Here is a 22,739-nt window from a genome sequence, read left to right as displayed (position 1 = left end):
TCAAACTCCTTTTTCGCCAACAGGTCGCATGACATCAGAAGATGAGGCCATGACACCGGCTTGAAAACCATCCAGTAGAGGGTCAGCAGCGGCAGCAGGGTCGCCAGGGTACCGAATATGATTCACATCCGGCCGAGCTGCCAGTAGTGCTCGGGGATCGGCTGATCCCGCCGAAATACCTTCGCCATTCTGGCCTGTTTGGTCTGCACCGGCAGTAACACCCAGCAGGTGGATCGCCTTCAGCAGTAGGTAGCTGTCCATTGCCTCCCGCACCTATGCAGTCAGCATGCTGAGGAGCCCCATGACAGAATGGAGCATGACGGTTAGTGTAGCGACTCCCGCAAACAGGGGCGATCCAGCAAAAAATCTGACCAATAGTATCGATTTCATTGTTATCTTCCCTTGTAGCGGTGGCAGCCTGCTTGGCAGCACCAATCAATGCAGCTGTTGGTGTGGATCTGGGAATGCAATCCTACACCACAAGTTGACAGCGTCAACATTGCACAGGTTAACCACTAACTCACTGTAATCAGACGGAACAGCGATTGAACTACCACCACGGTGATCTGAAAAATGCCTTAATCAAGGCCGCAATCAGTCTGATTGCCGAGAAGGGGCCTAACGCCATCAGCCTGAGAGCGGTGGCCAAGCGGGCCGGGGTCAGCCACTCTGCCCCCTATCGTCATTTCAAAGACAAAGGCGCATTGCTCATGGCGATCGCTGAATCCGGCTTCAATGCGCTAGCGACACGCACCCGAGAGGCATCCCTGACTTTCCCCGATGACCCCACCAGGCAGCTTCAGGAGGCAAGCATCGCCTATGTTGAGCTGGCCGTGGAAAACCCCGAGATCACCCAGCTGATGTTTGGCGGATTCATCACGCCTGGTGAGTGTTCCGGCACACTGGCCGAGGCCTCGGAAAGGGCATTCAACAGTCTCTTATCCCTGATCGAGAGCGGCAAGGCTGCAGCCGTCTTCCGTGACGAGCCTACCGAAGAGTTGGCGCTTGCCGCCTGGTCCATGATGCATGGCCTCGCGATGCTCATCATTGGCGGACAGCTGCAAACCCGGGAGGGTGATCAGTGTGGGCCGCAACAGATCAGCAGATCGATTGGCAGATTTCTGATGGAGGGGATTCTGGGGAAAAACATCTCTTTTTCCGATCCCGGACATGAATGAACCTGTGCGCAACCGCATCATCGCCAAACTCGACGACTGACACAGTCTCACGTCGCAGTCTGCTGTCCATGATCCTTCAGAGGCCGCCGAACGCGGGGAGTGTGAAGCAGGCCGAAGACTGTCGGGATAATTGACACCTATAATCCTGGCACTATCTGGCAACTAACGGAACGATTCACCTGCGGATTGCCGCCTCAACAGCCGTACCCGGCCCAGCCGGACACCCGACACGTCTCCTGCGTCCTGTCATGACACCCGGAACGCAGAGTTGGTCACAAACCCAAGCCGCAGGGCTTTATAAACGGCAGCAAAGGACGACATACGACATGACGTTGGGAACTAACGCTAAAGTGAGCGATATGAACAGCTTAAGCAAGATCAAACTGGCAGCAATGCTGTGTGTTTTTCTACCAGTCCAGCACGCCCTGGCCTACAATCCACCGATCGGCATTCCAGAGCCGCCATTTGGCATTGATGAATCTGTCGAGATGTACAGCGGGGCCTCCGGCTATGGCAACGATAGCACTGCCCCCTACACCCACTATGTGGATAACACTGACCCGAACTGCAGCGAAAACAACTGGCCTGGCACCAAAAGCGCCCCCATCTGTGACCTATTCAAAAGCAGCTCCATCTCTCTACCCGCCGGCTCGGTGGTGGAGATCCATGGCGGCCCCTACTACATCGGCCGGGACAAATACATCACAGCATCGGGCACTGCCAGCCAACCGGTCTTCGTCCGCGGCACCGATCCTGACAATATGCCCCGCTTTGAGGATCCCGGCGAGAGCGTTATCGAGCTGGGCGGCTCGTTCTTGATCGTCGAGAACCTCCACTTCCACACCGGCATCAACATTAAGATGGCCTCGGGCTCCGAGAGCATCGTGCTCCGCCACAGTGAAGTCAGCAGCGACCCCGACTACTGGGGCAACCACGGTTCCGCCGTCTCGATGGGGAGCTCGAATAACAATGTGGTCTACCATAACCACATTCATGACAACCACCGGGGCAGCCCAAGCAATCCGATCGACATGCATGGTGTCAATCTGAGCAGCGGTGCCACCAATATGTGGATTCTGGAGAACCACATCCACCACAACAGCGGCGACTCATTCCAAGGCTGCCACCGCTGTCTACCTGCACCGCGGTTTGTCTATGTGGGCAAGAATGTGATGCATGAGGACCGCGAAAACGGCGTCGACCTGAAGACCATCCATGACGCTATCATCTCCCAAAACACTATCTACGGATATGAGAAGTCTGATACATCCATCGGCGACGCCGTCATCTTTGGCAGTAACGGCATCGATCTCGCTGGAGGCTATGGGCCCATCCGTGCATGGCTGCTTTTCAACGACATTTCACAGGCAGGTGGACGTGGATTGCGAATCGAGGGGGTCAAGGATGGCTATGTCATCGGCAATATAATCCGTAATGTTCGAAGAGGCATCCAATTCGATATCGGCGGCGACTCCACCAATGTCAAAGTGGTGAATAACACCATCGTCAACACAGAGGATGGCATCCATCACTCCTGGCAGTGCGGAGCGGATTCTTTCAGTATCGAGAACAATCTGATCCTGGACGCATCTCTACACAACATCATCGTAGATAGCTGCATCTCGGAACAGATAGATCTGCGCAACAACCTGCTGTGGAACAGCGCCACGGCCGGTGCTTCGGTCGATATCGGCGGGACCTCCCGCTCCGGTTCGGATGTCGATCTGCTGTCAGACTCCAGCCTGGTATCAAAGCTGGCTAGCAGCAGCAACAATCTGGTAAAAGCCCCTGTATTTGCCAGAGACAGCTACGAGCAGGTCTCCAACTCCCCTGGTGTTGATGCCGGCATTCTCAGCAAGGCATATCAGGAATTCGAAGACCTCTACGGCATCGACATCCGCTACGATCTAAAGGGCAACCGACGGCCAAAAGGGGCAGCCTGGGAGATCGGAGCCATCGAGACCTACGCCCCAGATCCACCAACCAATCTGCGCATCGAAAAAGTGGAGTAGCCGCAGGCCCACTCCACACTGCAGATAACGATATAAGAGCGCCCCTGTTCAGGGGCGTTTCTCGTCAAGCACTGCCAGCTGCAACTATGGCTGCCTGTTTGCCCCCCCCTCGAGCCCATAAAAAAACCTGCGACGATAATCGTCGCAGGCCTTCTAATTCAGAGATTTCCAGACCAACAAGCGATACCGAACCACTTAGCTGCTGACTGGGCCTTTCCGGCCAGGCTCAGAACTCTCCGGACGCCCCACGCTTCATGATATCGAGGATGTACTCCTTGACCTGAATCGCCTCCTCTTTCAACGCAGGAGGCAGCGGTTTACCACCGTAGATCATCAAATCCATATTGAGCGCAATCAGCCAGAGCTTTCCCTGCTCGTCTTCTATCAGGGTGATTCTACAGGGCAGATAGGCAGAGTAGGCATCTGAATAGTCGAGCATTCTGGCTGCAGTCAGTGAGTTACAGAAGAGGAAGATCTTCACATAGCGATACTTCTTGCCACTCTTCGCCTCGATATCCTTGGAGAGCGGCAGCTCACCCACATGTGACATATTGTATTCGTTTGCAACGAACTTCATGGTCTCCTCAACCTCATCAGCCGAGAGCCCTTCCTCAACGGGGAGCTTCCAGATCGTCGCCTCTGCTGCGTTTTTCGTTTCGAGCAGCTGCCGCACCATATCCCCATAGGCGTCAATCGCCCCCGGGTCGAACTCTGAGGCCACATTCTTATATTTCATATAGAGCCCACCGCCAGCAAGAATGGCAACCAAGCCAATCAATGCCAACAAATTTTTTATAATCCCCATACCTCTCTCCTCTTTGGCAAACAGAGACGCTTCTGCGAACGCCTGATTATCATGCTGCGATTGGTTATTGATAAACGGCTGATGCCTATGCCCGCAGATGCTGCGGATAGAGGGCTGCTGTAAGTGAATTGAACTCCCGCGATGCTTTGCCGCGCGGGTCGAGCTCGAACACCGCCAACCCTTCACTGAAGGAGCGCCGAAAGACTGTGCGTTGGCAGAGACGCTGCTTTACGAAATCGATACCAGGCAGGGAGATCAGAGCAGCGGCCGCCTCATCCGACTCACGGATCGCCCGGTGGGTGTCCGCACGATTAATAAATGCCACTAACTCAGGCATCTCCCGGTCACCTAGCGCCTCCTCAACGAAGCGGATAAAACGCTGTGTTGACCAGACATCGGCCTGCGAAGGGGGAACCGGAATCACCACCCGGTCGGCCATCTTCAACGCTTTTTTCAAGGATTCGATATCGGCAGTACCCACATCGATGAGCATCTCACCCTGTTCATCCGCCAGCGCTGCATCCAGGCCATTCGAATCGAGCACCTTGATGCGCGGATCATAGCCCTCCTCGGTACGCACTTCGACCACGTCAGTCAAAGTCGCCTGTGGATCGCAATCCACCAACACCACATCGGTATCGGCCATTGCCAACCAGACAGCGAGATTAAAGGTCAGGGTACTCTTTCCTGAACCACCCTTCAGACTACCGACTACCGTGATCATAGGTTCGTCTCTCGTTGCAATATGACATCCCGCCAAGCAGCTAAAGGCCGCGGCATTGGATCATCATCCGTTTCATCGTGACGGCCAGTCCGGCAGGCTCGACAACATCGGCCATTCGTCTCGACTGGGGGAGAGCTCCTGAGGCTGAGCATGCCGATAGTTCTCTTCGTTCCTGTTGCGAAAATCGCCTCGCCAACCACTCACAGCAACCGGCACCTGGCGCGTCATTCCGACAGGCCGAAAACGATAGCCCCGCTGTATCGCTGGCCTGTTCTCATTACGGGGCACGAACCTCCAGTTATGAGCTGGTTGCACTGCAGGATTGTAGGCGGCAGATCTCCTATCCTGAAGCGCCGACGCGACTGGGTTGGATCTTGAATAAGCACCGGCAGAATAGTTCTGTTGATAGCCACTGGCCCTGTTTTGCGGCGCAACTGGTTGCGTCATAGGGCGAAATACATAGCGTGCAGGCGCTGAATAGCCATAGATATAGCGCCCGCTCGCAGCCGGGCCTGCTCCAGCCCACTCACGACCAGGTCGCTGCCACCCGTGCTGAATTCGCGTCTGGTTGAACCTGGAATAATCTGGCACCTGGGCTGCTTGGTAGTAATCAGGGGATGGCCGAAAGGTCGGCATCTGAACCTGCTGCGGCACAGCAAACTGCGGGGAGTAGCCCGTAGATCGCGGTGCAACCATGCCCCAGTTGCGCACCGGCTGCGGCCCAGACTGCCGGCGCATCGGCCGGAAACGATAGTTGGCATACTCATGTGCCATCCAGGCAGGAGGCGCTGCTTGTCTTGACGCATTCCAGTAGGGCGGATAGATGTGTCCAGTGTAACCCTGGTACCGATCCGCCACCGCTGGCCTCGAACGCCGCCATCCATACGCCTGATGAGGCTGAGCAGGAAAAGAGTATCGAATCCGTGGCGCCGGCTCCCGGTAGTCGACGGGCTGAACATAACGTCTACCATAGCGATCGCCAGCGGATGAATAGGGGCGAAAACGCTCCCTCCACAACGGTGGCAGCTCTTCAAGAAAACGTGTCGGGGTTACGCCTTGCCATTGAAACGGATAGCTAACCCGTGGCTGCGGCAGAGGATAATCAGGGCTCCTCTGACGCTCCGGATAGAACGACGCACGATAATCATAAGGCGAGCAGAAGCCACCGTTTGGCACATAGGCCTCTGCGTCAATCAGCGGCAAAGACATGAGGAAAAATGAGCCGAGAGAGAACAGCTTAAGTCTATCCGTCTTCATCAAACTACCTATTTTTGCTGGGAACAAGACCCAACATGGGAAGAGGAAGCGCCAGACAGGGCAGGCATTGCCAGCCAGCCTGATCAAGCAGGCGCGCCATTACTAGCCGCACAGTTTAACGGTAATCAAGCCGATAAAAAACCACCGGGGAAGCTGTCACTCCGCCTTCAAGGCCCTATTTATCAGCCCCCTAGCGGGGGAGCTCCACCTGCTTGAACCCCTCAGGCACAACAAAAAGAGCGGGCGACTGCTCACCAAGCTCGATCTGTTTCAGCTCGCGCACCCTACCCCCCGGAAAAATCTCTTTAATGGCAAGACAAAGCGCCGGATCATACCATTGGGTGGTCCGAACAACCTCTTGCTCGGGGCGGTTCACACTCACCTGCCACTTTTCCACACTCCGGCCTGCGAGGGTCTCTCTGCCCAGCAGGCGCATCTCAGCCTGCTGCCCGCCTTCTGAGAGAGTACGTAGCGGAAAGCCTCGCTGTTTATCGAGCCACTGGGTCACCTTCTGAGCACCCTCCCCACTGCCGAGGGTGATCTGCCATTTGCTCGCTGGCCGTCCATTGAGCTGCTCTTCACCCAGCCTTTCACAGAGTGCGCCCTCTACCTCTTCACAGGGATTTCGTTCACCGCGTCCAGACTTTACATCGACGTTTGGGCGCCCCTGCTGGAGCAGATAGGTGCGCTGCTCAAGATTTAGCAGCAGATTGCTCCCCGATTCGCTATCAGCAATCAACGCAATCGTGTCCCCACCCTGCCTGAGCTCTGTACGCATGTGTCGCTTGCCCACAAACACCCTACCGCTGACGGTTTCACCGCCCGGATTAAGCTGGACCATCTCCGCTGAAAACTCAATGCAGGCGAAGCCCGCTTGAAGAGCGCCGCTGAACGACAACGCCAGCCACACCAGAGCAGCATACAAGCCTTTACCCTTATTCATTGCTCTCCCGTTTTTCAGAGATCATCGCATAACCAACAGGATTGATATGAAGCCCATCGGCGGCGGCTCGCAGACATCGATTCAGTTCGAGCGGGACCAGATAGCGCAACCGCCCCCCTACTTTGTAAGGGCCCTGCTGTTGCGAAATCGACTATCGGGTCGAAACCTGGGCGAAACCGCTGGCTGATCGGGGTCTTTCCAATTGAAGGGGGCAGGTTTATTACGCTTTTCAGGCAGCGGATCACCACGAAAGCGATAGCGCTGAGGGGGATTATGAAGGGCGGCTGCGCGATCTTGTGGTTGCGGCCTGCCCTGGGCATCTATGCGCTTCCCCTCTGTCGACGAAATCGGACGAAACTGATAGCTGCCGACCTGGGCTGGAACCTGCGTAAAGCGCTCGACTGGGCGATAGGTGCCTCGCGGCAGGCCCAATGCAGCAGAGCCATCGCTGAGTGAGCCCTTTGCCGTCTCAGATCGCCTCTTGTCTCTGGTCTCACCCAGACTCGGGCGCCACGGCAAAGCGGCAGGCTCTTGCACCACCTGCCGCCGCTGTTCAGAGGGAACAGTCAGTGGGCGAAAGCGATAGCCCTGATAGGGATCTCCTGCAATAACAGTGGCTTGACCGAACAGGCAGACCACAGCCAACACCAAGCTAAGCAGATGACGATTCAGAAGAGCTTTCAAAGCGACGCCACCATCATCAGACTCAGCTCTTCAAACGAATGCCCCGACGCCCGCCCTTTTTCTTAGCCGGAGCGGAACCGCTCCTGCTCGGGGCGTTCCCCGCCTCCAGAGCAACGGCTGAATTAACGCCAACAGCGGACTTGGTCACGGCCTCGACCGCTTTCGGTTTCGCCACTTTCTTTTTCAGAGTCGATGGCCGTTTTTTGGCCTTCGGCGGCGCCTTCGCCGGGACTTTGGGCGTCGGTTCACTCTGTGCCGCTTCTGCCGCCGGTTTCCCGCTTGCGGCCATATCTGGCTGCACGGCTTCCGCAACTGGCTCAGGCGCTTCGCTAGCGACACCCTCCTGCCTCGTCGCCCCAGAAACCTTGTCAACGGCATCAGCCTGCGCGACTATCTTTGCCGGCTCCGCTTCCACCCGGGCCGGAGCATCTGCTGCTGTTGGCGTAGAGGCTGACGCAGGCGCGGCCTCTGCCAAGCCAGCGACAACCCGATCTGCACCGCCAGCCCCACCGCTTCCAGAGGAGGGCGGGGTCGACGCATTGCCGGCTGCTGGCGTGCCTTTCCCTCTGGATGGCTTTTTCCTGAATAGCTGCATCAACAGCAGAACGATGCCGCGAACAAAATAGAACAGCATGGTCACGATGGTGATCAGCTTGCCCCACACCCCAATCCAGAGCGGTGTCGAATCGGCTACCGGCTTTGGCTGCGCCGAACTCATCGCTGCTGCCGTACCGCCCGACATCAGCTCTTCATAGCTCTTCATGGTCACCCCGGCGGGACAGGTTGCCGCGGCAACCTCCACCAGATCCTTGCTCGCCTTGATGCAGCCCAGTGGGATCACGATCAGGGTCAGCACCGTGGAGACCAGCACACCTGAGGCCAGCGAGATTGCCATACCCTGGAAGATCGGATCGAAAAAGATCACAGAGGAACCCGCCACCAGCGCAAGGGCAGTGATCAGGATAGGCCGGGTGCGAGTCTTGCAGGACTGGATCACCGCCTCCACCACCGGTTCACCCTGCTGGATCTGATGGATCGAGAAGTCGACCAGCAGGATCGAGTTACGCACGATGATGCCCGCCAGGGCGATCCAGCCGATCATTGAGGTGGCGGTAAACTCGCCGCCCGCACCAAAGTGGAAGAACACGAAGTGGGCAGGAATGATGCCCAGCAGGGTCAGCGGGATTGGCGCCATGATCAACGCCGGGATGCGGAAGTTACCGAACTCCCAGACCACCAGTACATAGATCAACACCAGCGCCACCATGAACGCTGCGCCCATGTCGCGGAAGGTCTCGTAGGTCACTGTCCACTCGCCGGCCCACTCGATGGCGGAGGTGGTGTCATCCTTCGGTGGCCCCAGCCAGAAGCTCTCGAGCGCCACCCCGTCGGGGCTGATGTAGCCATCTTCTTTCAGCAGATCCTGCACCTGGAACATACCGTAGACCGGCGCCGCCAACTTGCCACCGACCTCTGCCACCACGTACTCCACGTCGCGCAGATCCTTATGATAGATAATCGGCTCTTCAGTGACCTGCACAAACTGCCCCAACTCCCGCAACGGCACAGTGATGCCGCTGTCGGACTGAACCGGCAGATCGCCCAGACGAGTCACCTCGGAACGCTCTGCCAGGGGCACCTGGATCACGATATTGATCGGCTCATGCCCGGCGCGCTGTTTGACGTCACCCACCGGCGCACTGCCCAGCGCCATCGCCAGGTTGCGATTGATCGTCTCCACCGAAATACCGCGCCGCACTGCCTTCTCAGTATCCACCTCGAAACGCCAGTATTTGTAGGGATCGCGCATATAGTTGTCGACGTCCCTAAGACTTTCGGTGCGGCTGAAGATCTCGGTCAACTCACTCGCCACCTGGTGGCGCACCGCCTGGTTTGGGCCGTGGACCTCTGCAACCACCGACTGCAGCACCGGCGGACCTGGCGGCATCTCCACCACCGAGAATTTGACACCCGCCGGGATCCTCTTCTGCCGCTTCAGCTTCTCGGTCATATCGGTCAGCAGGCGCCGTGTATACACTGCAATATCGTGGCTACTCTCAGCACGCTTGCCCTTATGCGTCAGCTGCACCTGAACCTCGGCCTGCCAAGGATCCTGTCGCAGGTAGTAGTGACGCACCATTCCGTTAAAATCGAACGGGCGTGCAGTCCCCGCATAGACCTGCACCGCCATCACCTCGGGATGGACCCGGATCGCTTCCGCCATACGGTGCGCCAGGTTCGCGGTAACCGGCAGCGCGGTGCCTTCCGGCATGTCGAGCACCACCGCAAACTCGGGCTTGTTGTCCAACGGCAGCATCTTCACCGCCACCCACTTGAAGTAGAAGAACGAACAGGCGAACAGGAACGTCCCCCACATCACCAGCCGAAACAAGCGCGCTTTTCTCGGAGTCTCGATCATCGGCACCAGGACGCGACGAAACATCCTTTCCAACCTCTCCGCCTCCTTGTGCTCGCGCTCGCCGGCAGTCTTCAGGTAGCGCATCGAGGGGCGCAACCAGTGGGACATGGTGAGGTAGGGAGTGAAGACAAAGGCAGCAAATACCGAGATCAGCATCGCCGACGAACCCAGCGCCGGAATCGGCTCCATGTAGGGCCCCATCATGCCGGAGACAAATCCCATCGGCAGCAGCGCCGCGATAACAGTAAAGGTGGCCAGGATGGTTGGGTTACCCACCTCACGCACCGCATCCACCGCGGTGGCTACATCGGTCTTGCCCTCCTCCAGCCAGCGCCGGTAGATATTCTCCACCACCACGATCGCGTCATCCACCAGGATGCCAATGGAGAAGATCAGGGCAAACAGACTCACCCGATCGATGGTGTAGCCCATCAGCCAGGCGCTGAAGATGGTCATCAGCAGCACCACCGGGATAACCAGCACCACCACTATAGCGGGACGGAAGGCACGAAACGCCGCCAGCACCAGCAGGAAGACGAAGCCAGTGGCCACAAACAGCTTGAAGATCAGATCGCTGACCTTGTCATCGGCGGTCTTACCATAATCCCGGGTAATGCTGACCGCGACGTTATTGGGGATCAGAGTGCCTTTGAGTTTGTTGACCCGGGAGATGATCGAACTGGCCACGGTGACGCCGTTGGAGCCCTCTTTTTTGGCTACCGCGATGGTCACTGCAGGGACGCCATCGGCCCGGATATCGAGATTGCTGGCCTTGCCGGTGTAATAGGCCACCAGCTGCTTGGCATCTTCCGGCCCCTGGGTCACCCGCGCTACGTCATGCACATAGACCGGCACATCGTTATGCATGCCGACCATCAGACGGTTGATGTCGTCGGCAGAGCGCAGAAAGGCGCCGGTAGTCACATTAAACCGGCTATCACCGCCTTCGATGCCGCCCGCCTGCAGCTCGATATTGTTTTTCTTGATCGTCTGGGCAACCTGATCAATGCTGATGTTGAAGCCCGACAGACGCTCCGGATAGACCTCGACGGTCATCTGTTCACGCCGACCACCCACCACAAAACCGCTACCGGTGTCGGGCAGCTGCTTGATCGATTGCAGCACATCGTGGGCCAGCATACGTAGCTGGCCATCGTCCACATCGGGGACTGAATCTCCATCCATATCTTTCGACCAGAGAGTCAGATTGACCGCCGGCACATCGTCGATACCCTTGGCCTTCACCAGCGGTGGCATCACCCCCGGCGGAATCTTGTCCATGTTGGAGTCGAGCTTGTCATTCACCTTGACCAGCGAGGCCCCCATCTCCTCGCCCACCTCGAACTCGATGGTGACCACACCGCCACCACGCTGAGCGGCAGAGTAGACATGCTTGACCCGCGGGATCTCCGACATGATCCGTTCCAGCGGCTCGATCGCCAGGCTGGAGACCTGCTCCGCCGCCGCCCCCGGATACTGGACGAAGATGTCGACCATCGGCACCGAGATCTGAGGATCCTCCTGGCGCGGAGTCAGCATTAGGCCCATCAGCCCCATCATCATCATCGCGATGAAGAAGAGCGGCGACAGCGGCGACTCGATGAAGAACCGAGCGGTCCTGCCGGCTATGCCCAGGTGGGCCTCGTAATCGGGATCCATCGAGTGGAGCTGATCGTTGTGGTCGTCGTTCTGGCTCATATTCGCTCGCAAAGCCTCTGCAACAGAAGGGGCTGGGTCCCCTTACGAATAGCGAAAGAAAAGGCGCGGGAATTTGATCATCACCCACCTGCCTCTGTTTGGATAGCTGCTAACTAGCGCTGTGGCTGGGTCCAGCCGGCACTAACACCGACACCGGGGTTACGCAGCACCTGCTCGCCCGCCCGCAGACCGGAAAGCACCATGGTGTAACCACCAGGCAGCTCCTCACCGACACGGATCAGGCGCAACATCGGCTTGTCATCCTCGCCGATGACGTAGACCCCGGGCAGGCTACCGTTGTAGCGGATGGCGCTGGAGGGGATAACCGGATTGCTGCGGGTCGGCGCGTTGAAGTCCGGCACCTGCACCTTGGCGTACATGCCGGGTGCCGAGACCCCTTGCGGGAGGTCAAACTTGATGGTGACGGTGTGGCGCTGGGCGTCGGCCATGGGGAAGATCTGCGCCACCCTCACCGGAATCTCCTGGGAGCCGACATCCAGCTCGGCACGCAGCATCATACCTTCGCTAAGACCGGGACGCAGCCGTCCGGGCACCTCCACAACGATCTGCAGGTACTCCACATCTGCGTACTTGAGGAGCGGCTGCCCCGGCTGCACCGTGTCACCCACCTCGATAAACTTCTTCATGATAACGCCAGCAAATGGCGCAACACTCTTGGCGTCACGCAGCTTGGCATCGATCGCCCGGATCTCTGACTGGACCCGCAGGATGGTGTTCTGCGCCTGCTGGATACGGGTCTGCGAGGCATAGAGATCGGCGCCGCGCTCTGCATCACGATCACGCTCGCCAATCACATCCTCCATCTGACGGGTGAACATCTGATCAAACAGATTCGGCACCCCCATGCCACCAGGAGAATTTTTTGACTTCGGCGACCAAAGTTCTCGGGAGTATTGCACCCCGGCATTACGCAGCTGAGCATCGGCGTTGGCCAATTGCGCCAGTGCCGCCTGGCGCTTCGCCGAGAGCTCACTGTCATCCAGTTCGACCAGCAGATCATCCGACTTGAAGGCATCGCCCTCGATACCGGCCAGGTATTTGACCCGACCAGGCAGTTGCGCCGACAGAGTCACCTCCTTATAGGGCACCACCGTGCCGCCCAAAGAAACCTGGGTTACGCCCTGCGCCTGCTGCACCACGAAGCGATCACCGCTGCTGGCGTCATACTCCTGAGCCTGCGTGCTTGCCGATGCCGCAGCCAAGGCCATGCTAAGAGTAATAACCAACGTTTTTATTCTGTCACCCATAATCCTGCGCAACCTAGATGAGTATAAATATCCGAATCTTTATGAGAAATCTGCCAAATCCTCGGCTCAGCAGTGAGCCAGCGATCCGCCTGAGGAGAGGCTATCAGACACGCCCCATTACCGAAAAACTCTTGATGAAGGGACCAGCCATGCGTGGGTCCTTGAGCATCGAGGCGTAATCACCCACTTCAAAACGCATCTTGCGAGAGGTAAAAGCAACGCCCAATCCCATCATGCCCGGTGGCTTTGCCAACCACTTTTTCCACTGTGCTTCCGAAGCCCGGATGTCCCAGTTGAGTGCCTCTCCCTCATACTCCCCAGCAGAGGTCGCCTTGCCATTATCCACAACCAGCACACCACGCGGCTGGGCATCGCCAACAAAACCATAGCCGATGACACTATTGAAACCGATTTGGGCCAGTGCGTCGGAGAGTTCTGGCTCGGCATTCCAGTGCTCCATGAAACCCTTCATCCATGCATCGGAAAAAAGATCAGCCATACCATCTCCACAAAATCCAAGGCGCTTTCCAGCAAACAGTAGAGGAACTGGAGTGATTTTGGCGTGAAAGTATCCCCGATGCCGATTACCAATGCAACAAAACAGACAGCCCGACACCCTGATATAAAGGCTATTTAAGCATCTGCACAAATACGACTTTTTTCGCGCGCGCCCTTTGACTTGTAACTTGGCATGCAATCCACAGAGACAAATTATCCCTGTAACCTAAATCTGGCTCGCGCTAGTATGTGGAAATCGCTAATTTTAAGGGAACGTCGAACAACCACCCGACATCATCGGCCTTGTTGAGGAGAAAGCACCCTATGCACCCCGCCGGAAAGATTATCGAATCGCGCCTGCAACACCTGGAAACCCACCTTGAACAGGAGAATCCCGTCCTGCTGGAGACGGTCAAAAGTTTCCGCACCCTGGACGAGATCGGCTTTAAACTCGGCCTACTCGAAGGCGACAACTCCTATTCCATGCAGATCCCCTGGTGGCCGCTGATCTCGATTCTCGGCACCTTTTCGGCGGGCAAATCGACCTTCATCAACCACTACATCGGCCACAAGATCCAGCGCTCCGGCAACCAGGCGGTGGACGACAAATTCACCGTGATCTGCTACAGCCGGGAGGAGACCGGCCACGCCCTGCCCGGTGTCGCGCTCGACTCCGACCCGCGCTTCCCCTTCTATCAGATGTCCGATGAGATCGAGAAGGTGGCCACCGGCGAGGGCGCCCGCATCGACGCCTACCTGCAGCTCAAGACCTGCCCCAGCGACAAGCTGCGCGGCAAAATCGTCATCGACTCTCCCGGCTTTGACGCCGATGCGCAACGCACCGCCACCCTGCGCATCACCGACCATATCATCGGCCTGTCGGATCTGGTGTTGGTCTTCTTCGATGCGCGTCACCCGGAACCGGGCGCCATGCGCGACACCCTCGACCACCTGATCGACGACACTATCAACCGCCCCGACTCCGGCAAGTTCCTCTACATTCTCAACCAGATCGACACCACCGCCCGCGAGAACAATCCGGAAGACGTAATCGCTGCCTGGCAACGCGCCCTGGGTGAGCGCGGCCTCACCGCAGGACGCTTCTACACCATCTACAGTCCAGAGGCGGCGATACCGATCGAAGATACTGCCCTGCGAGAACGTTACGAGCAGAAACGCGACCAGGACCTGAAAGATATCCACGGCCGCATGGAGGAGGTCGAGATCGAGCGCGCCTATCGCATCGTCGGCGCCCTCGAAAAGACCGCGCGCGACATCGAGGAGCGCAGCATCCCGCTGGTCGCCAAGACCCTGAAGAGGTGGCGCAAACGAGTCTTCTGGGGGGATGGCGTGCTGATCGGAGGCCTGCTCGCACTGCTGCTCTTCTTCAGCATCAAGGCCAATTACTGGAAAGGTTTCAGCTTCACCCCGCCCTGGCTGCTCGACGCGGCAGGCAACCCGATCTTCAACCCATGGCTGCTACTGATCCCGCTGCTGCTGGTGTTCGGCGCGATCCACTTCAGTGTCCGCTCACTGGCAGCAAAGAGCCTGATTGCCAGCCTGCACAAACAGAGCGAAGCGGCCGGCCTGCTGTGCAACCCGCTCGGCAGCTTCCTGCGCAGCACCAAACCCTGGCGCAGTATGCTCATGCGCGCTCCCGCAGGCTGGGGACGTCGCACACGTGCCCGCCTGACCGAGGTGATCAAGTCGACTGACAACTATGTGCAGACCCTCAACGACCGCTTCACCAATCCGTCGGGTAACAGCCTGAAGACCGCACACCATTCTGCAGCACCGGAGGATTCCACTGATACTGCTCCAGCAGAGGAGATAGCGACCGCTCAGGAGCAGAACGCATAGAGAAAATAGCCGCGGCAGTGCCTCCAAACCGACACTGCCGCGGCCGGAGACACAAGTAACTGATTACGCCTGCTGAGCGTTACAGAGAGTAGGCCTTGTAGTTGCAACCTTCGCTTTTGCACTGGTAGAGCGCCTGGTTTGCCTCTGTGTAGAGCTGTTCCACCAATTCAGCCGGTGAGCGCAGCCGGCTCTTCTGCCGATCCAACATCGATACCCCTACACTCAGGCTGAGGTTGGGCCGGCCAATCTCCACACCAAGATCGATCAGCGCAAAACGCTCCTGGATCCGCTGTGCCAGCAGATGCGCACCCTCCAACTGGGAATCTGGCATCAGCACCACAAACTCCTCTCCCCCAATCCGCGCCACCAGATCACCGCCACGCGCCTCTGCCTTGAGGATCTCCGCGATACGGCAGAGCAGGCGATCCCCCACCGCAAAACCCCACTCTTCATTGACCCGCTTGAAGTAGTCCACATCGAGCAGCAGCAGACTGCAGGCGAAATCGTGGCGCAGCACCTGGGCCAGCATCCTACCCGCCTCATCGAAAAAGAAGCGCCGATTGTGCAGGCCAGTCAGCCCATCGATGGCAGCGAGCCGCTCATAGCGTTGTCGCAGCTGCTCCGCCTCCCGCAGCGCCGCACGCAACTCCACGGTGCGCTGATCCACGACATACTCCAGGTCATGCAGCAGCCGATGATTGTGCAACATCTGTCCCAGCATGCTGCAGAAGAGGCTGATGGTGTGTTGCTGCCAGGGCTCAAAATAATCGTTCATCGGATGGGAGGCGTTGAGTACACCGAGAGTCCGATCCCCCATCTTGATCGGCACACAGACCAGTGACCCCGGCCGCCCTACCTCTTCATCGGGAAAGGGTTTGTAGGCAGGGCTCTGCTGACAATCGTTGCAATATTGCAGGTCCCCGGTCTGGGCTGCGATGCCGATGATCCCCTCCCCCAGCCCGAAATGCATCTGTGACGAGCCGCGACTGACATGCATCTGGATCCCGGCCCTCCTGGTATGAATTTCCGACATGCTGGTTCCCGCAACACAGCGCAGCTCGCCCTGTTCCAGGAAAAACACCGAGCAACTTTCCAGGTTCTGGTAACGCACCAGCTGTTCAAGCGCCTGCTCGACCAGCTCCTCTTCGGTCAGCCGCGCCATATCGATCCGCGATAGGGCACGCAATGCCGATAGCGAATCGAGCAGGTTGAAGAACCGCTCGCGAAGATCCATTGATACCTGACTGAAGGAGAAATCCACCACACTACCTCTAAGGAGCCCCTGAATGAATCATGGATGGCAGCCTTGCGGTCCAAATTTCCCGCTGCTGCGTTGAAAATCTTGGCAATAGTCCGGCTATTACCTGCAATTTCCGCCTTGCAGCGGAAAATTCAGCCTCACAATTCTGCTCACCCAGCTTCATTCAGAGGCACCCTAACTCACCAGCAGACCCGCTAGCGCTTGTATCGCATCCTGCTGTTGCACAAACTCTTCATCCATCCGCTGCAGTTGCTCTGTTGCCGGCAAACCAGACGGCCGGCCGTCGCCCAACTTGGCAAAGGATTCACCACGCATTGAGATCAGCACCAAGGCCTCAGCCGCCATCACCAGGGGAGTCTCTGCCGGTACGCGCCTCCCCTCCTTAACACCAGAACAGCCGGCGAGAACCGCCACCACCTCCGCTGGAAGGTGCCAGCGGTCAGCCAGCCAAACGCCGGCATCCTGTGCCGTAATCCCCAACGACTGCCGCTCCAGCTGTGCAGAATCGAGCTCCGGCCGCCGCTCCACCTCACTCAATACCTGCGAATAGACGTGTGGAAACTCATGCGCCAGCAGCAACTGCCCCAGATCCAACAGCAGGCCACAGAGGTAGGCCCGATCCGGGTCTGTCACCTCATCACCGCTATCAAGCTCACTCAGGCGACGCGCCAAAAAAGCGGTGGCCAGTGATTTGTACCAGTAACGATCGAGCAGAAAAGCCGGACACTGATGGGTATCGAAGGCGCCGGCCAGCACGATACTGAACGCCAGGCTCTTCACCATCTTCAGCCCCAGCACCCGAATGATCGCCGCCTCCACCGTCAGCACCGGGCTGGGTAGTGCAAAATAGGCCGAGTTGGCGAGCCCCAGCAGACGCCCGGTCAACCCCGGATCCTGCCCAATCACCTCAGCCAGCTCCTTGAGCTCCACATCCTCCCGCGGCAACAGCTCCAGCAGCTGCGACGCCGTTGCCGACAGTGGCGGCAGATGCTTGACCCGCAACACCCTCTCTTTCGCCATCAGCTGTGCAGACATCCAGACTCCCCTACTCATCTTGACATCCATAAAGATCGGCCTGGCAAACCGTTCCTTTAACCCGCACCCCGTCCACATTCGCTTATTTACCCCTCCAGTTCATACCCGATCCCGACAGGTGTATTGATGACACTATCTTGGTGTACACTTCACACTAAATAGCGCCACACCAGACACCGCCCACTCCGACCCATGTACCAGAATGCACCCTACACTTACCGCCACCCCCACCCGGCAGTCACCACCGACGTGGTGCTGTTCACTATCCGCGAAGGGGAACTGCAGCTACTGCTGATCCAGCGTGCCAATGCGCCCTACAGTGGCATGTGGGCGCTGCCCGGCGGCTTTCTTGAGATCGACGAAGATCTTGAGCACTGCGCCAAGCGGGAACTGGAGGAGGAGACAGGCATCAGTGGCATCTATCTGGAGCAGCTCTACACCTTCGGCAGGCCCGATCGGGACCCGCGCGAACGGGTGATCAGCGTCACCTACTATGCCCTGACCCCCTCCGACCGGCTCACACCCAAGGCCGCCAGCGATGCCAAAGCGACCGACTGGTTCCCGCTCAACACCCTGCCAGCGCTGGCCTTCGACCATGCAGAGATCATCGCCCTGGCCCAGCAGCGGCTGATCGCCAAGCTCGACTACTCCACCATTGCCTTTCAGTTCATGGAGGCGCAGTTCACCCTGAGTCAGCTGCAATCGGTCTACGAGATCCTGCTCGGCACCCGACTGGACAAACGCAACTTCCGCAAGCGCATGCTCGCCCTCGGCCAGATCGAGGAGACCGGCGAGCAACATCGCACCGGCAACCATCGCCCCGCCCGCGTCTATCGGGTAAAAAACCCGAAGCGGGTAGAGATCATCAAATGAACCCAACACCGAGACCTGACATGAGCGCCAACGCCCCATCCATCACTGTCGACCTGCCCACCATCAAGGTCCCCGACCATCCCCAGTGGCCCGCGCTATCGACTGCGGAGAAAGAGGCACTCAAGACAGAGATCAAGACGCTTTTGAAACAGCGCAACGCGGTACTAGTCGCCCACTACTACACCGACGCCGATCTGCAGGCGCTGGCCGAGGAGACTGGCGGCTGTGTCGCCGACTCCCTGGAGATGGCCCGCTTCGGCGCCGAGCAGGAGGCCGAAACCCTGGTGGTCTGCGGAGTGCGATTCATGGGCGAGACCTCGAAGATCCTCAACCCGGAGAAGCAGGTCATCATGCCCGACCTGGCGGCCACCTGCTCCCTCGACGAGGGCTGTCCGGCGGATCAGTTCAGCGCTTTCTGCGACCAGTACCCTGACCACACCGTAGTGGTCTATGCCAACACCAGTGTCGAGGTAAAGGCGCGCTCCGACTGGGTGGTCACCTCCGGCATCGCCCTGCCCATCGTGCAGCATCTGGCCGAGCGTGGCGAAAAGATTCTGTGGGCGCCAGACCGCCACCTGGGCCACTATGTGCAGCATATCAGCGGTGCGGAGATGATCTTCTGGCCTGGCTCCTGTGTGGTCCACGAGGAGTTCAAATCGGTGGCGCTAGAACGAACCCGCCGCCTGCACCCCAATGCAGCGGTACTGGTACACCCGGAGTCACCGCAGAACATCGTCGATCAAGCCGATGTGATCGGCTCTACTACCGCGCTGATCAAGGCGGTCAAAGAGATGAAGAACAGGGAGTTCATCGTCGCTACCGACGGCGGCATCTTCTACAAGATGCAGCAGATGGCGCCGGACAAGGTACTGATCGAGGCCCCCACCGCCGGCGAGGGCGCGACCTGTGTCAGTTGCGCCCACTGTCCCTGGATGGGGATGAACTCACTGCAGAATCTAGCGCAGGTGTTGCGCAGTGGTGAGAACGCCATTGAGATCGATCCGGCCGTACGGGAGCGGGCGGTGAAACCGATCCAGCGTATGCTCGACTTCGCCAAAACCCACGGCATCGGTATGCAAAACAAGGGCAACGCCTGATCGCCCCCCATCACTCCAGCAGTGATGGGGCGACAGCCGCGACGGCGAAAGGGTGTATCAGCCCTCATCCATGCCGTACTTCTTCAGCTTGCGCCACAGCGAGACCCGGTCGATACCGAGGATCTGTGCCGCACGGGTACGGTTTCCACCGCTGCGTTCCAGCACATAACGAATGTAGTCGGTCTCGCGCTCCGCCAGAGTGGGTAGACGCCCGGCCTCTTCCCGCACCACCTGCATCGTCCGCTCGGTGAGGCTCGGCGGCAGGCTGGCGTCGGTTAGTTCACTGCCGTGTGCCAACGCCACACCGCGCTCGATGATGTTCTCCAGTTCACGGATGTTGCCCGGATAGTCGTAGGCCTGCAACGCAGCCATCGCCGCCGGTTCGATCTCTTCCACATGGCGCCCCATGCGCGCTACATATTTGCGTAGAAAGTAGAAGGCCAGCAGCGGGATATCGTCACGGCGCTGTGCCAGCGGCGGCAACTGCAGGCCAACTACGTCGAGCCGGTAGTAGAGATCCTGACGAAACCGTCCAGCGGCAACCTCAGCTCGCAGATCCCGGTGACTGGCAGCGATCAGCCGGATGTCCACCGCAATCGGGTGGCTCGCCCCCAGCCGTACCAGCTCCCGTTCCTGGATCACCCGCAGCAGTTTGATCTGCATCGCCGATGACATCTCGGCGATCTCATCGAGAAACAAGGTACCACCCTGGGCACTCTCAATCAGTCCCGGACGCGCCTCACTGGCCCCGGTATAGGCGCCCTTTTCGTGACCGAACAGCTCATTGGCCAGCAGCTCCTCCTGCAAAGCACCGCAGTTGAGCGCCTGAAAACAGCCTTCACGCCGCCCACTGTGGCCATGGATATAGCGCGCCAGCAACTCCTTACCGGTACCGCTCTCCCCCCCGATTAGCACCGTGGTATCGGTGGCAGCAACCTGCCGGGCAGTATCCAGCAGGCGCAGCATACCGGCATCCTGGGTAATAATGGTGGGACCAGCCTGCTCTTGGTTTAACTGCCTCTTGAGCTGGCGGTTCTCACGTTTCAGCCGCACCAGCTCCAGGGCAGTACGCACCACCTCGCGCACCTCGTCCAAGCGAAATGGCTTGGCAATGTAGTGGAAGGCCCCCGCCTTCATCGCTGCCACCGCCGAATCGAGCGTGGCATAACCAGTAATCAATACCACCGCCGTTTCCGGCTGTAACTCTTTGACTCGCCGCAGGATCGCCATGCCATCGACCCGTTCCATACGCAGATCGCTCAGCACCAGATCGAACTCTTGGCTCTCCAGCAGCTCAAACGCGGCACTGCTGCTGGTACGTGTGGTCACCTCGTGTCCCGCCTTACGACAGACATGGGCCAAATTCTCCACCGCCGCCACCTCATCATCGACGATCAGGATACGCGCCGCCTCACTCATCGGCCGATACCTCCCCCGGCAGTAGCAGGATCACCTGTGTCCCTTCCCCCTCACGGGAGGTGATGGCAAGACAGCCATCGTGCTCACGTACAATCTCCTGCACGATGAACAATCCAAGGCCGACACCCTGCCCTGGCTCACCGGTTGTAAAGAAGGGGTCAAGGACCCGCCCAAGGTGCTCGGCCGGTATCCCAGGACCATCATCAGCCACCAGGATCTCGACAAAGCGCCCCTGCTCATTGGTGATGCACTTTAGGTTGCCGGCCACCTCCGCCCCCACCGGGATCATCGCCACACCACGCTCGCAGAGCACTGCGCTGATGCGCAGTCGGGCCCCCTCTCCGGTGGCATGCAAGGCATTCTGGATCAGATTGATGAAGAGCTGCTGCAGGCGCTGTTTGTCGGCCTCCAGGGTGAGCTCGGCGGGGACATTGACGCTGAGATGGGCGCAATGCTGACGCAGCATGTTGTCGATGATGATGCGAGTCTCCTCGATCAGATCGAGCAACTTCAGCCGCTGCTTGCGGAACAGCCGCTGATCACCAAAGTCGAGCATGCTGCGCACAATTTTTCGACCGCGCTCGGTTTCACTGTCGATCTGGCGCAACCATCCCTGAAGCTGTGCAGGCTCCGCCTCCTCCAACTCCTCCATCAGCAGCTGGCAGGAGGAGGAGATATTGGAGAGCGGGTTGTTCAACTCATGGGCGATACCGGCGGAGAGAACCCCCAGGGAGGCGAGCTTCTCCGACTGCAGCAGACGTCGGCGGCGGACCTCCAGCTCTTTGAGCATGCGGTTGAATGCCTCAGTGAAAGCAATGAACTCGCGGTCGCCGGAGGGGGTGTCGAGCCGATCGAAACGCCCCTCAGCGATCAATGCCAACCCCGACTCCAGCTGCCGAAGCGGGTTGACCACGGCACGCCTGAGCTTGCGTCCGACAATAAATATCGACAGGCCGATCAACACCAGAAAGATGAAAAGAAACCATTGCGACTCCTGAATTACCGCCGTCAGCAGGTGCCGCTCGCGCGTGGAAGCAGACTCGACCACCAGATAGAGCTGACGGCCGAGGCGACGCAGATCCTGATGTAGCGCATCCCGCCGCTCAGCCGCTACCGACTGCCACTGACGCAGATGCTCACGATAGACCTGTAACGCCTGGCGCATCTGCGCCTGCTCATCCTGGCCAATGCTCTCACGCAACGCAGCCCCCTCACGCTGCAGGATCTGCTGCGCACGCAGCGCCTGACGGTCGGTATCGGCCAGCGCCCGTTCACCGGCATAGAGGAACAGATTCTTCTCTTCACGGCGCATCTCAAGAATCGCATCGTTGAGCGCCGTGACTATCTCACCCTCTGTCACCTGCCGCTGCAGAAACAGCAGATCGGAGAAGGCAATGATAGCGAGCACCACTGTACTCATCACCAGGGCGATGTAGGCGCCTCTGATCTTGCCCTGCAGACTGCTCATCTTTGCCCAACCGCTGTCACAAAACACAACCCCGCGTTACATATTGCAACAACTCTATCAGCTTCCTGAATCCCCTGCATTTCCCACATATTCACGGAACCACCAAAACAGGCGTTGCAACAAGCAACAGTAAGCCTCGCAGCAGTCAGAAAATGCATTAAAGAAACAACCACTTGCCGACAAAAAAACTGGCATGGCTGTTGCTATATCAGCAACAATTGACTTACACGGGAGACAACC

Annotated in this window: 16 protein-coding genes; 5 read left to right on the top strand and 11 right to left on the bottom strand. The window is 58.5% G+C overall.

The annotated features are described in order from the left end of the window. On the bottom strand, positions 1 to 261 hold the full coding sequence (locus tag L0Y14_RS02735; RefSeq protein WP_240991553.1) for a hypothetical protein: 261 nt from the start codon (positions 259 to 261) through the stop codon (positions 1 to 3). Positions 262 to 545: 284 nt separating this feature from the next. On the opposite strand from L0Y14_RS02735, the gene L0Y14_RS02730 reads away from it, so the two are divergent. Together L0Y14_RS02730 and L0Y14_RS02725 are read left to right on the top strand one after the other, a co-directional pair. Continuing rightward, entirely contained in the window at positions 546 to 1,178 is a 633-nt protein-coding gene (locus L0Y14_RS02730) for a TetR/AcrR family transcriptional regulator (RefSeq protein WP_006473650.1), read from the top strand. 359 nt (positions 1,179 to 1,537) lie between these two features. Then, entirely contained in the window at positions 1,538 to 3,190 is a 1,653-nt protein-coding gene (locus L0Y14_RS02725) for a right-handed parallel beta-helix repeat-containing protein (protein ID WP_240991552.1), read from the top strand. A gap of 226 nt (positions 3,191 to 3,416) precedes the next feature. Here the strand turns inward: L0Y14_RS02725 and L0Y14_RS02720 are convergent, their stop codons facing one another. The 6 genes from L0Y14_RS02720 to L0Y14_RS02695 all read right to left on the bottom strand — a co-directional run bounded on the left by L0Y14_RS02720 (position 3,417) and on the right by L0Y14_RS02695 (position 13,487). Then, positions 3,417 to 3,995, bottom strand: coding sequence for a DUF302 domain-containing protein (locus L0Y14_RS02720; protein WP_005958921.1), 579 nt, complete (start codon positions 3,993 to 3,995; stop codon positions 3,417 to 3,419). Positions 3,996 to 4,080: 85 nt separating this feature from the next. Then, the gene (locus L0Y14_RS02715) at positions 4,081 to 4,719 is read right to left on the bottom strand and encodes a ParA family protein (protein ID WP_006473648.1); all 639 of its coding nucleotides are present in this window, start codon (positions 4,717 to 4,719) and stop codon (positions 4,081 to 4,083) included. A gap of 1,447 nt (positions 4,720 to 6,166) precedes the next feature. After that, entirely contained in the window at positions 6,167 to 6,919 is a 753-nt protein-coding gene (locus L0Y14_RS02710; RefSeq protein ID WP_040818471.1) for a hypothetical protein, read from the bottom strand. A 706-nt stretch (positions 6,920 to 7,625) separates the two neighbouring features. Next, entirely contained in the window at positions 7,626 to 11,720 is a 4,095-nt protein-coding gene (locus L0Y14_RS02705; protein ID WP_006473642.1) for an efflux RND transporter permease subunit, read from the bottom strand. 113 nt (positions 11,721 to 11,833) lie between these two features. Next, a complete protein-coding gene (locus tag L0Y14_RS02700) occupies positions 11,834 to 12,949 on the bottom strand; it encodes an efflux RND transporter periplasmic adaptor subunit (protein ID WP_006473641.1) in 1,116 nt (371 codons plus the stop codon). A 142-nt stretch (positions 12,950 to 13,091) separates the two neighbouring features. After that, positions 13,092 to 13,487: a hypothetical protein gene (locus L0Y14_RS02695; RefSeq protein ID WP_006473640.1), complete on the bottom strand. Its 396-nt coding sequence runs from the start codon at positions 13,485 to 13,487 to the stop codon at positions 13,092 to 13,094. Positions 13,488 to 13,810: 323 nt separating this feature from the next. Between L0Y14_RS02695 and L0Y14_RS02690 the strand changes: the two genes are divergently transcribed. Further along, positions 13,811 to 15,346, top strand: coding sequence for a dynamin family protein (locus L0Y14_RS02690; protein WP_006473638.1), 1,536 nt, complete (start codon positions 13,811 to 13,813; stop codon positions 15,344 to 15,346). A 79-nt stretch (positions 15,347 to 15,425) separates the two neighbouring features. Here the strand turns inward: L0Y14_RS02690 and L0Y14_RS02685 are convergent, their stop codons facing one another. Both L0Y14_RS02685 and L0Y14_RS02680 read right to left on the bottom strand, forming a co-directional pair. Further along, positions 15,426 to 16,607, bottom strand: coding sequence for a GGDEF domain-containing protein (locus L0Y14_RS02685; protein ID WP_138921694.1), 1,182 nt, complete (start codon positions 16,605 to 16,607; stop codon positions 15,426 to 15,428). A 174-nt stretch (positions 16,608 to 16,781) separates the two neighbouring features. Further along, complete coding sequence (locus L0Y14_RS02680; protein ID WP_006473636.1) at positions 16,782 to 17,642, bottom strand: HDOD domain-containing protein; 861 nt, start codon at positions 17,640 to 17,642, stop codon at positions 16,782 to 16,784. A gap of 192 nt (positions 17,643 to 17,834) precedes the next feature. On the opposite strand from L0Y14_RS02680, the gene L0Y14_RS02675 reads away from it, so the two are divergent. Both L0Y14_RS02675 and nadA read left to right on the top strand, forming a co-directional pair. After that, positions 17,835 to 18,515 carry an NUDIX hydrolase gene (locus tag L0Y14_RS02675; RefSeq protein ID WP_005958933.1) on the top strand — a complete coding sequence of 227 codons (681 nt, stop codon included), beginning with the start codon at positions 17,835 to 17,837 and terminating at the stop codon, positions 18,513 to 18,515. A 20-nt stretch (positions 18,516 to 18,535) separates the two neighbouring features. Continuing rightward, on the top strand, positions 18,536 to 19,612 hold the full coding sequence (gene nadA / locus L0Y14_RS02670) for a quinolinate synthase NadA (protein WP_305790616.1): 1,077 nt from the start codon (positions 18,536 to 18,538) through the stop codon (positions 19,610 to 19,612). 57 nt (positions 19,613 to 19,669) lie between these two features. On the opposite strand, the gene L0Y14_RS02665 is transcribed toward nadA, so the two are convergent. Further along, positions 19,670 to 21,031, bottom strand: coding sequence for a sigma-54-dependent transcriptional regulator (locus L0Y14_RS02665; RefSeq protein WP_005958935.1), 1,362 nt, complete (start codon positions 21,029 to 21,031; stop codon positions 19,670 to 19,672). Then, a complete protein-coding gene (locus tag L0Y14_RS02660) occupies positions 21,024 to 22,499 on the bottom strand; it encodes a sensor histidine kinase (RefSeq protein ID WP_138921693.1) in 1,476 nt (491 codons plus the stop codon). Before L0Y14_RS02660 ends, L0Y14_RS02665 begins: the two co-directional genes overlap by 8 nt. Between the last annotated feature and the right edge of the window lie 240 nt (positions 22,500 to 22,739).

It is taken from the genome of Candidatus Endoriftia persephonae (assembly GCF_023733635.1).
GTDB classification, from domain to species: domain Bacteria; phylum Pseudomonadota; class Gammaproteobacteria; order Chromatiales; family Chromatiaceae; genus Endoriftia; species Endoriftia persephonae.
Note: the sequence above shows the minus strand (reverse complement) of the source record. Positions and strands in the feature narration are given on the sequence as shown.

Bases quoted from the DNA above. Each gene is read 5' to 3' on its own strand.
- L0Y14_RS02735 (WP_240991553.1), bottom strand. From the start codon at position 261: ATGGACAGCTACCTACTGCTGAAGGCGATCCACCTGCTGGGTGTTACT.
- L0Y14_RS02725 (WP_240991552.1), top strand. From the start codon at position 1,538: ATGAACAGCTTAAGCAAGATCAAACTGGCAGCAATGCTGTGTGTTTTT.
- L0Y14_RS02720 (WP_005958921.1), bottom strand. From the start codon at position 3,995: ATGGGGATTATAAAAAATTTGTTGGCATTGATTGGCTTGGTTGCCATT.
- L0Y14_RS02715 (WP_006473648.1), bottom strand. From the start codon at position 4,719: ATGATCACGGTAGTCGGTAGTCTGAAGGGTGGTTCAGGAAAGAGTACC.
- L0Y14_RS02710 (WP_040818471.1), bottom strand. From the start codon at position 6,919: ATGAATAAGGGTAAAGGCTTGTATGCTGCTCTGGTGTGGCTGGCGTTG.
- L0Y14_RS02705 (WP_006473642.1), bottom strand. From the start codon at position 11,720: ATGAGCCAGAACGACGACCACAACGATCAGCTCCACTCGATGGATCCC.
- L0Y14_RS02700 (WP_006473641.1), bottom strand. From the start codon at position 12,949: ATGGCCTTGGCTGCGGCATCGGCAAGCACGCAGGCTCAGGAGTATGAC.
- L0Y14_RS02695 (WP_006473640.1), bottom strand. From the start codon at position 13,487: ATGGCTGATCTTTTTTCCGATGCATGGATGAAGGGTTTCATGGAGCAC.
- L0Y14_RS02690 (WP_006473638.1), top strand. From the start codon at position 13,811: ATGCACCCCGCCGGAAAGATTATCGAATCGCGCCTGCAACACCTGGAA.
- L0Y14_RS02680 (WP_006473636.1), bottom strand. From the start codon at position 17,642: ATGTCTGCACAGCTGATGGCGAAAGAGAGGGTGTTGCGGGTCAAGCAT.
- L0Y14_RS02675 (WP_005958933.1), top strand. From the start codon at position 17,835: ATGTACCAGAATGCACCCTACACTTACCGCCACCCCCACCCGGCAGTC.
- nadA (WP_305790616.1), top strand. From the start codon at position 18,536: ATGAGCGCCAACGCCCCATCCATCACTGTCGACCTGCCCACCATCAAG.
- L0Y14_RS02665 (WP_005958935.1), bottom strand. From the start codon at position 21,031: ATGAGTGAGGCGGCGCGTATCCTGATCGTCGATGATGAGGTGGCGGCG.
- L0Y14_RS02660 (WP_138921693.1), bottom strand. From the start codon at position 22,499: ATGAGCAGTCTGCAGGGCAAGATCAGAGGCGCCTACATCGCCCTGGTG.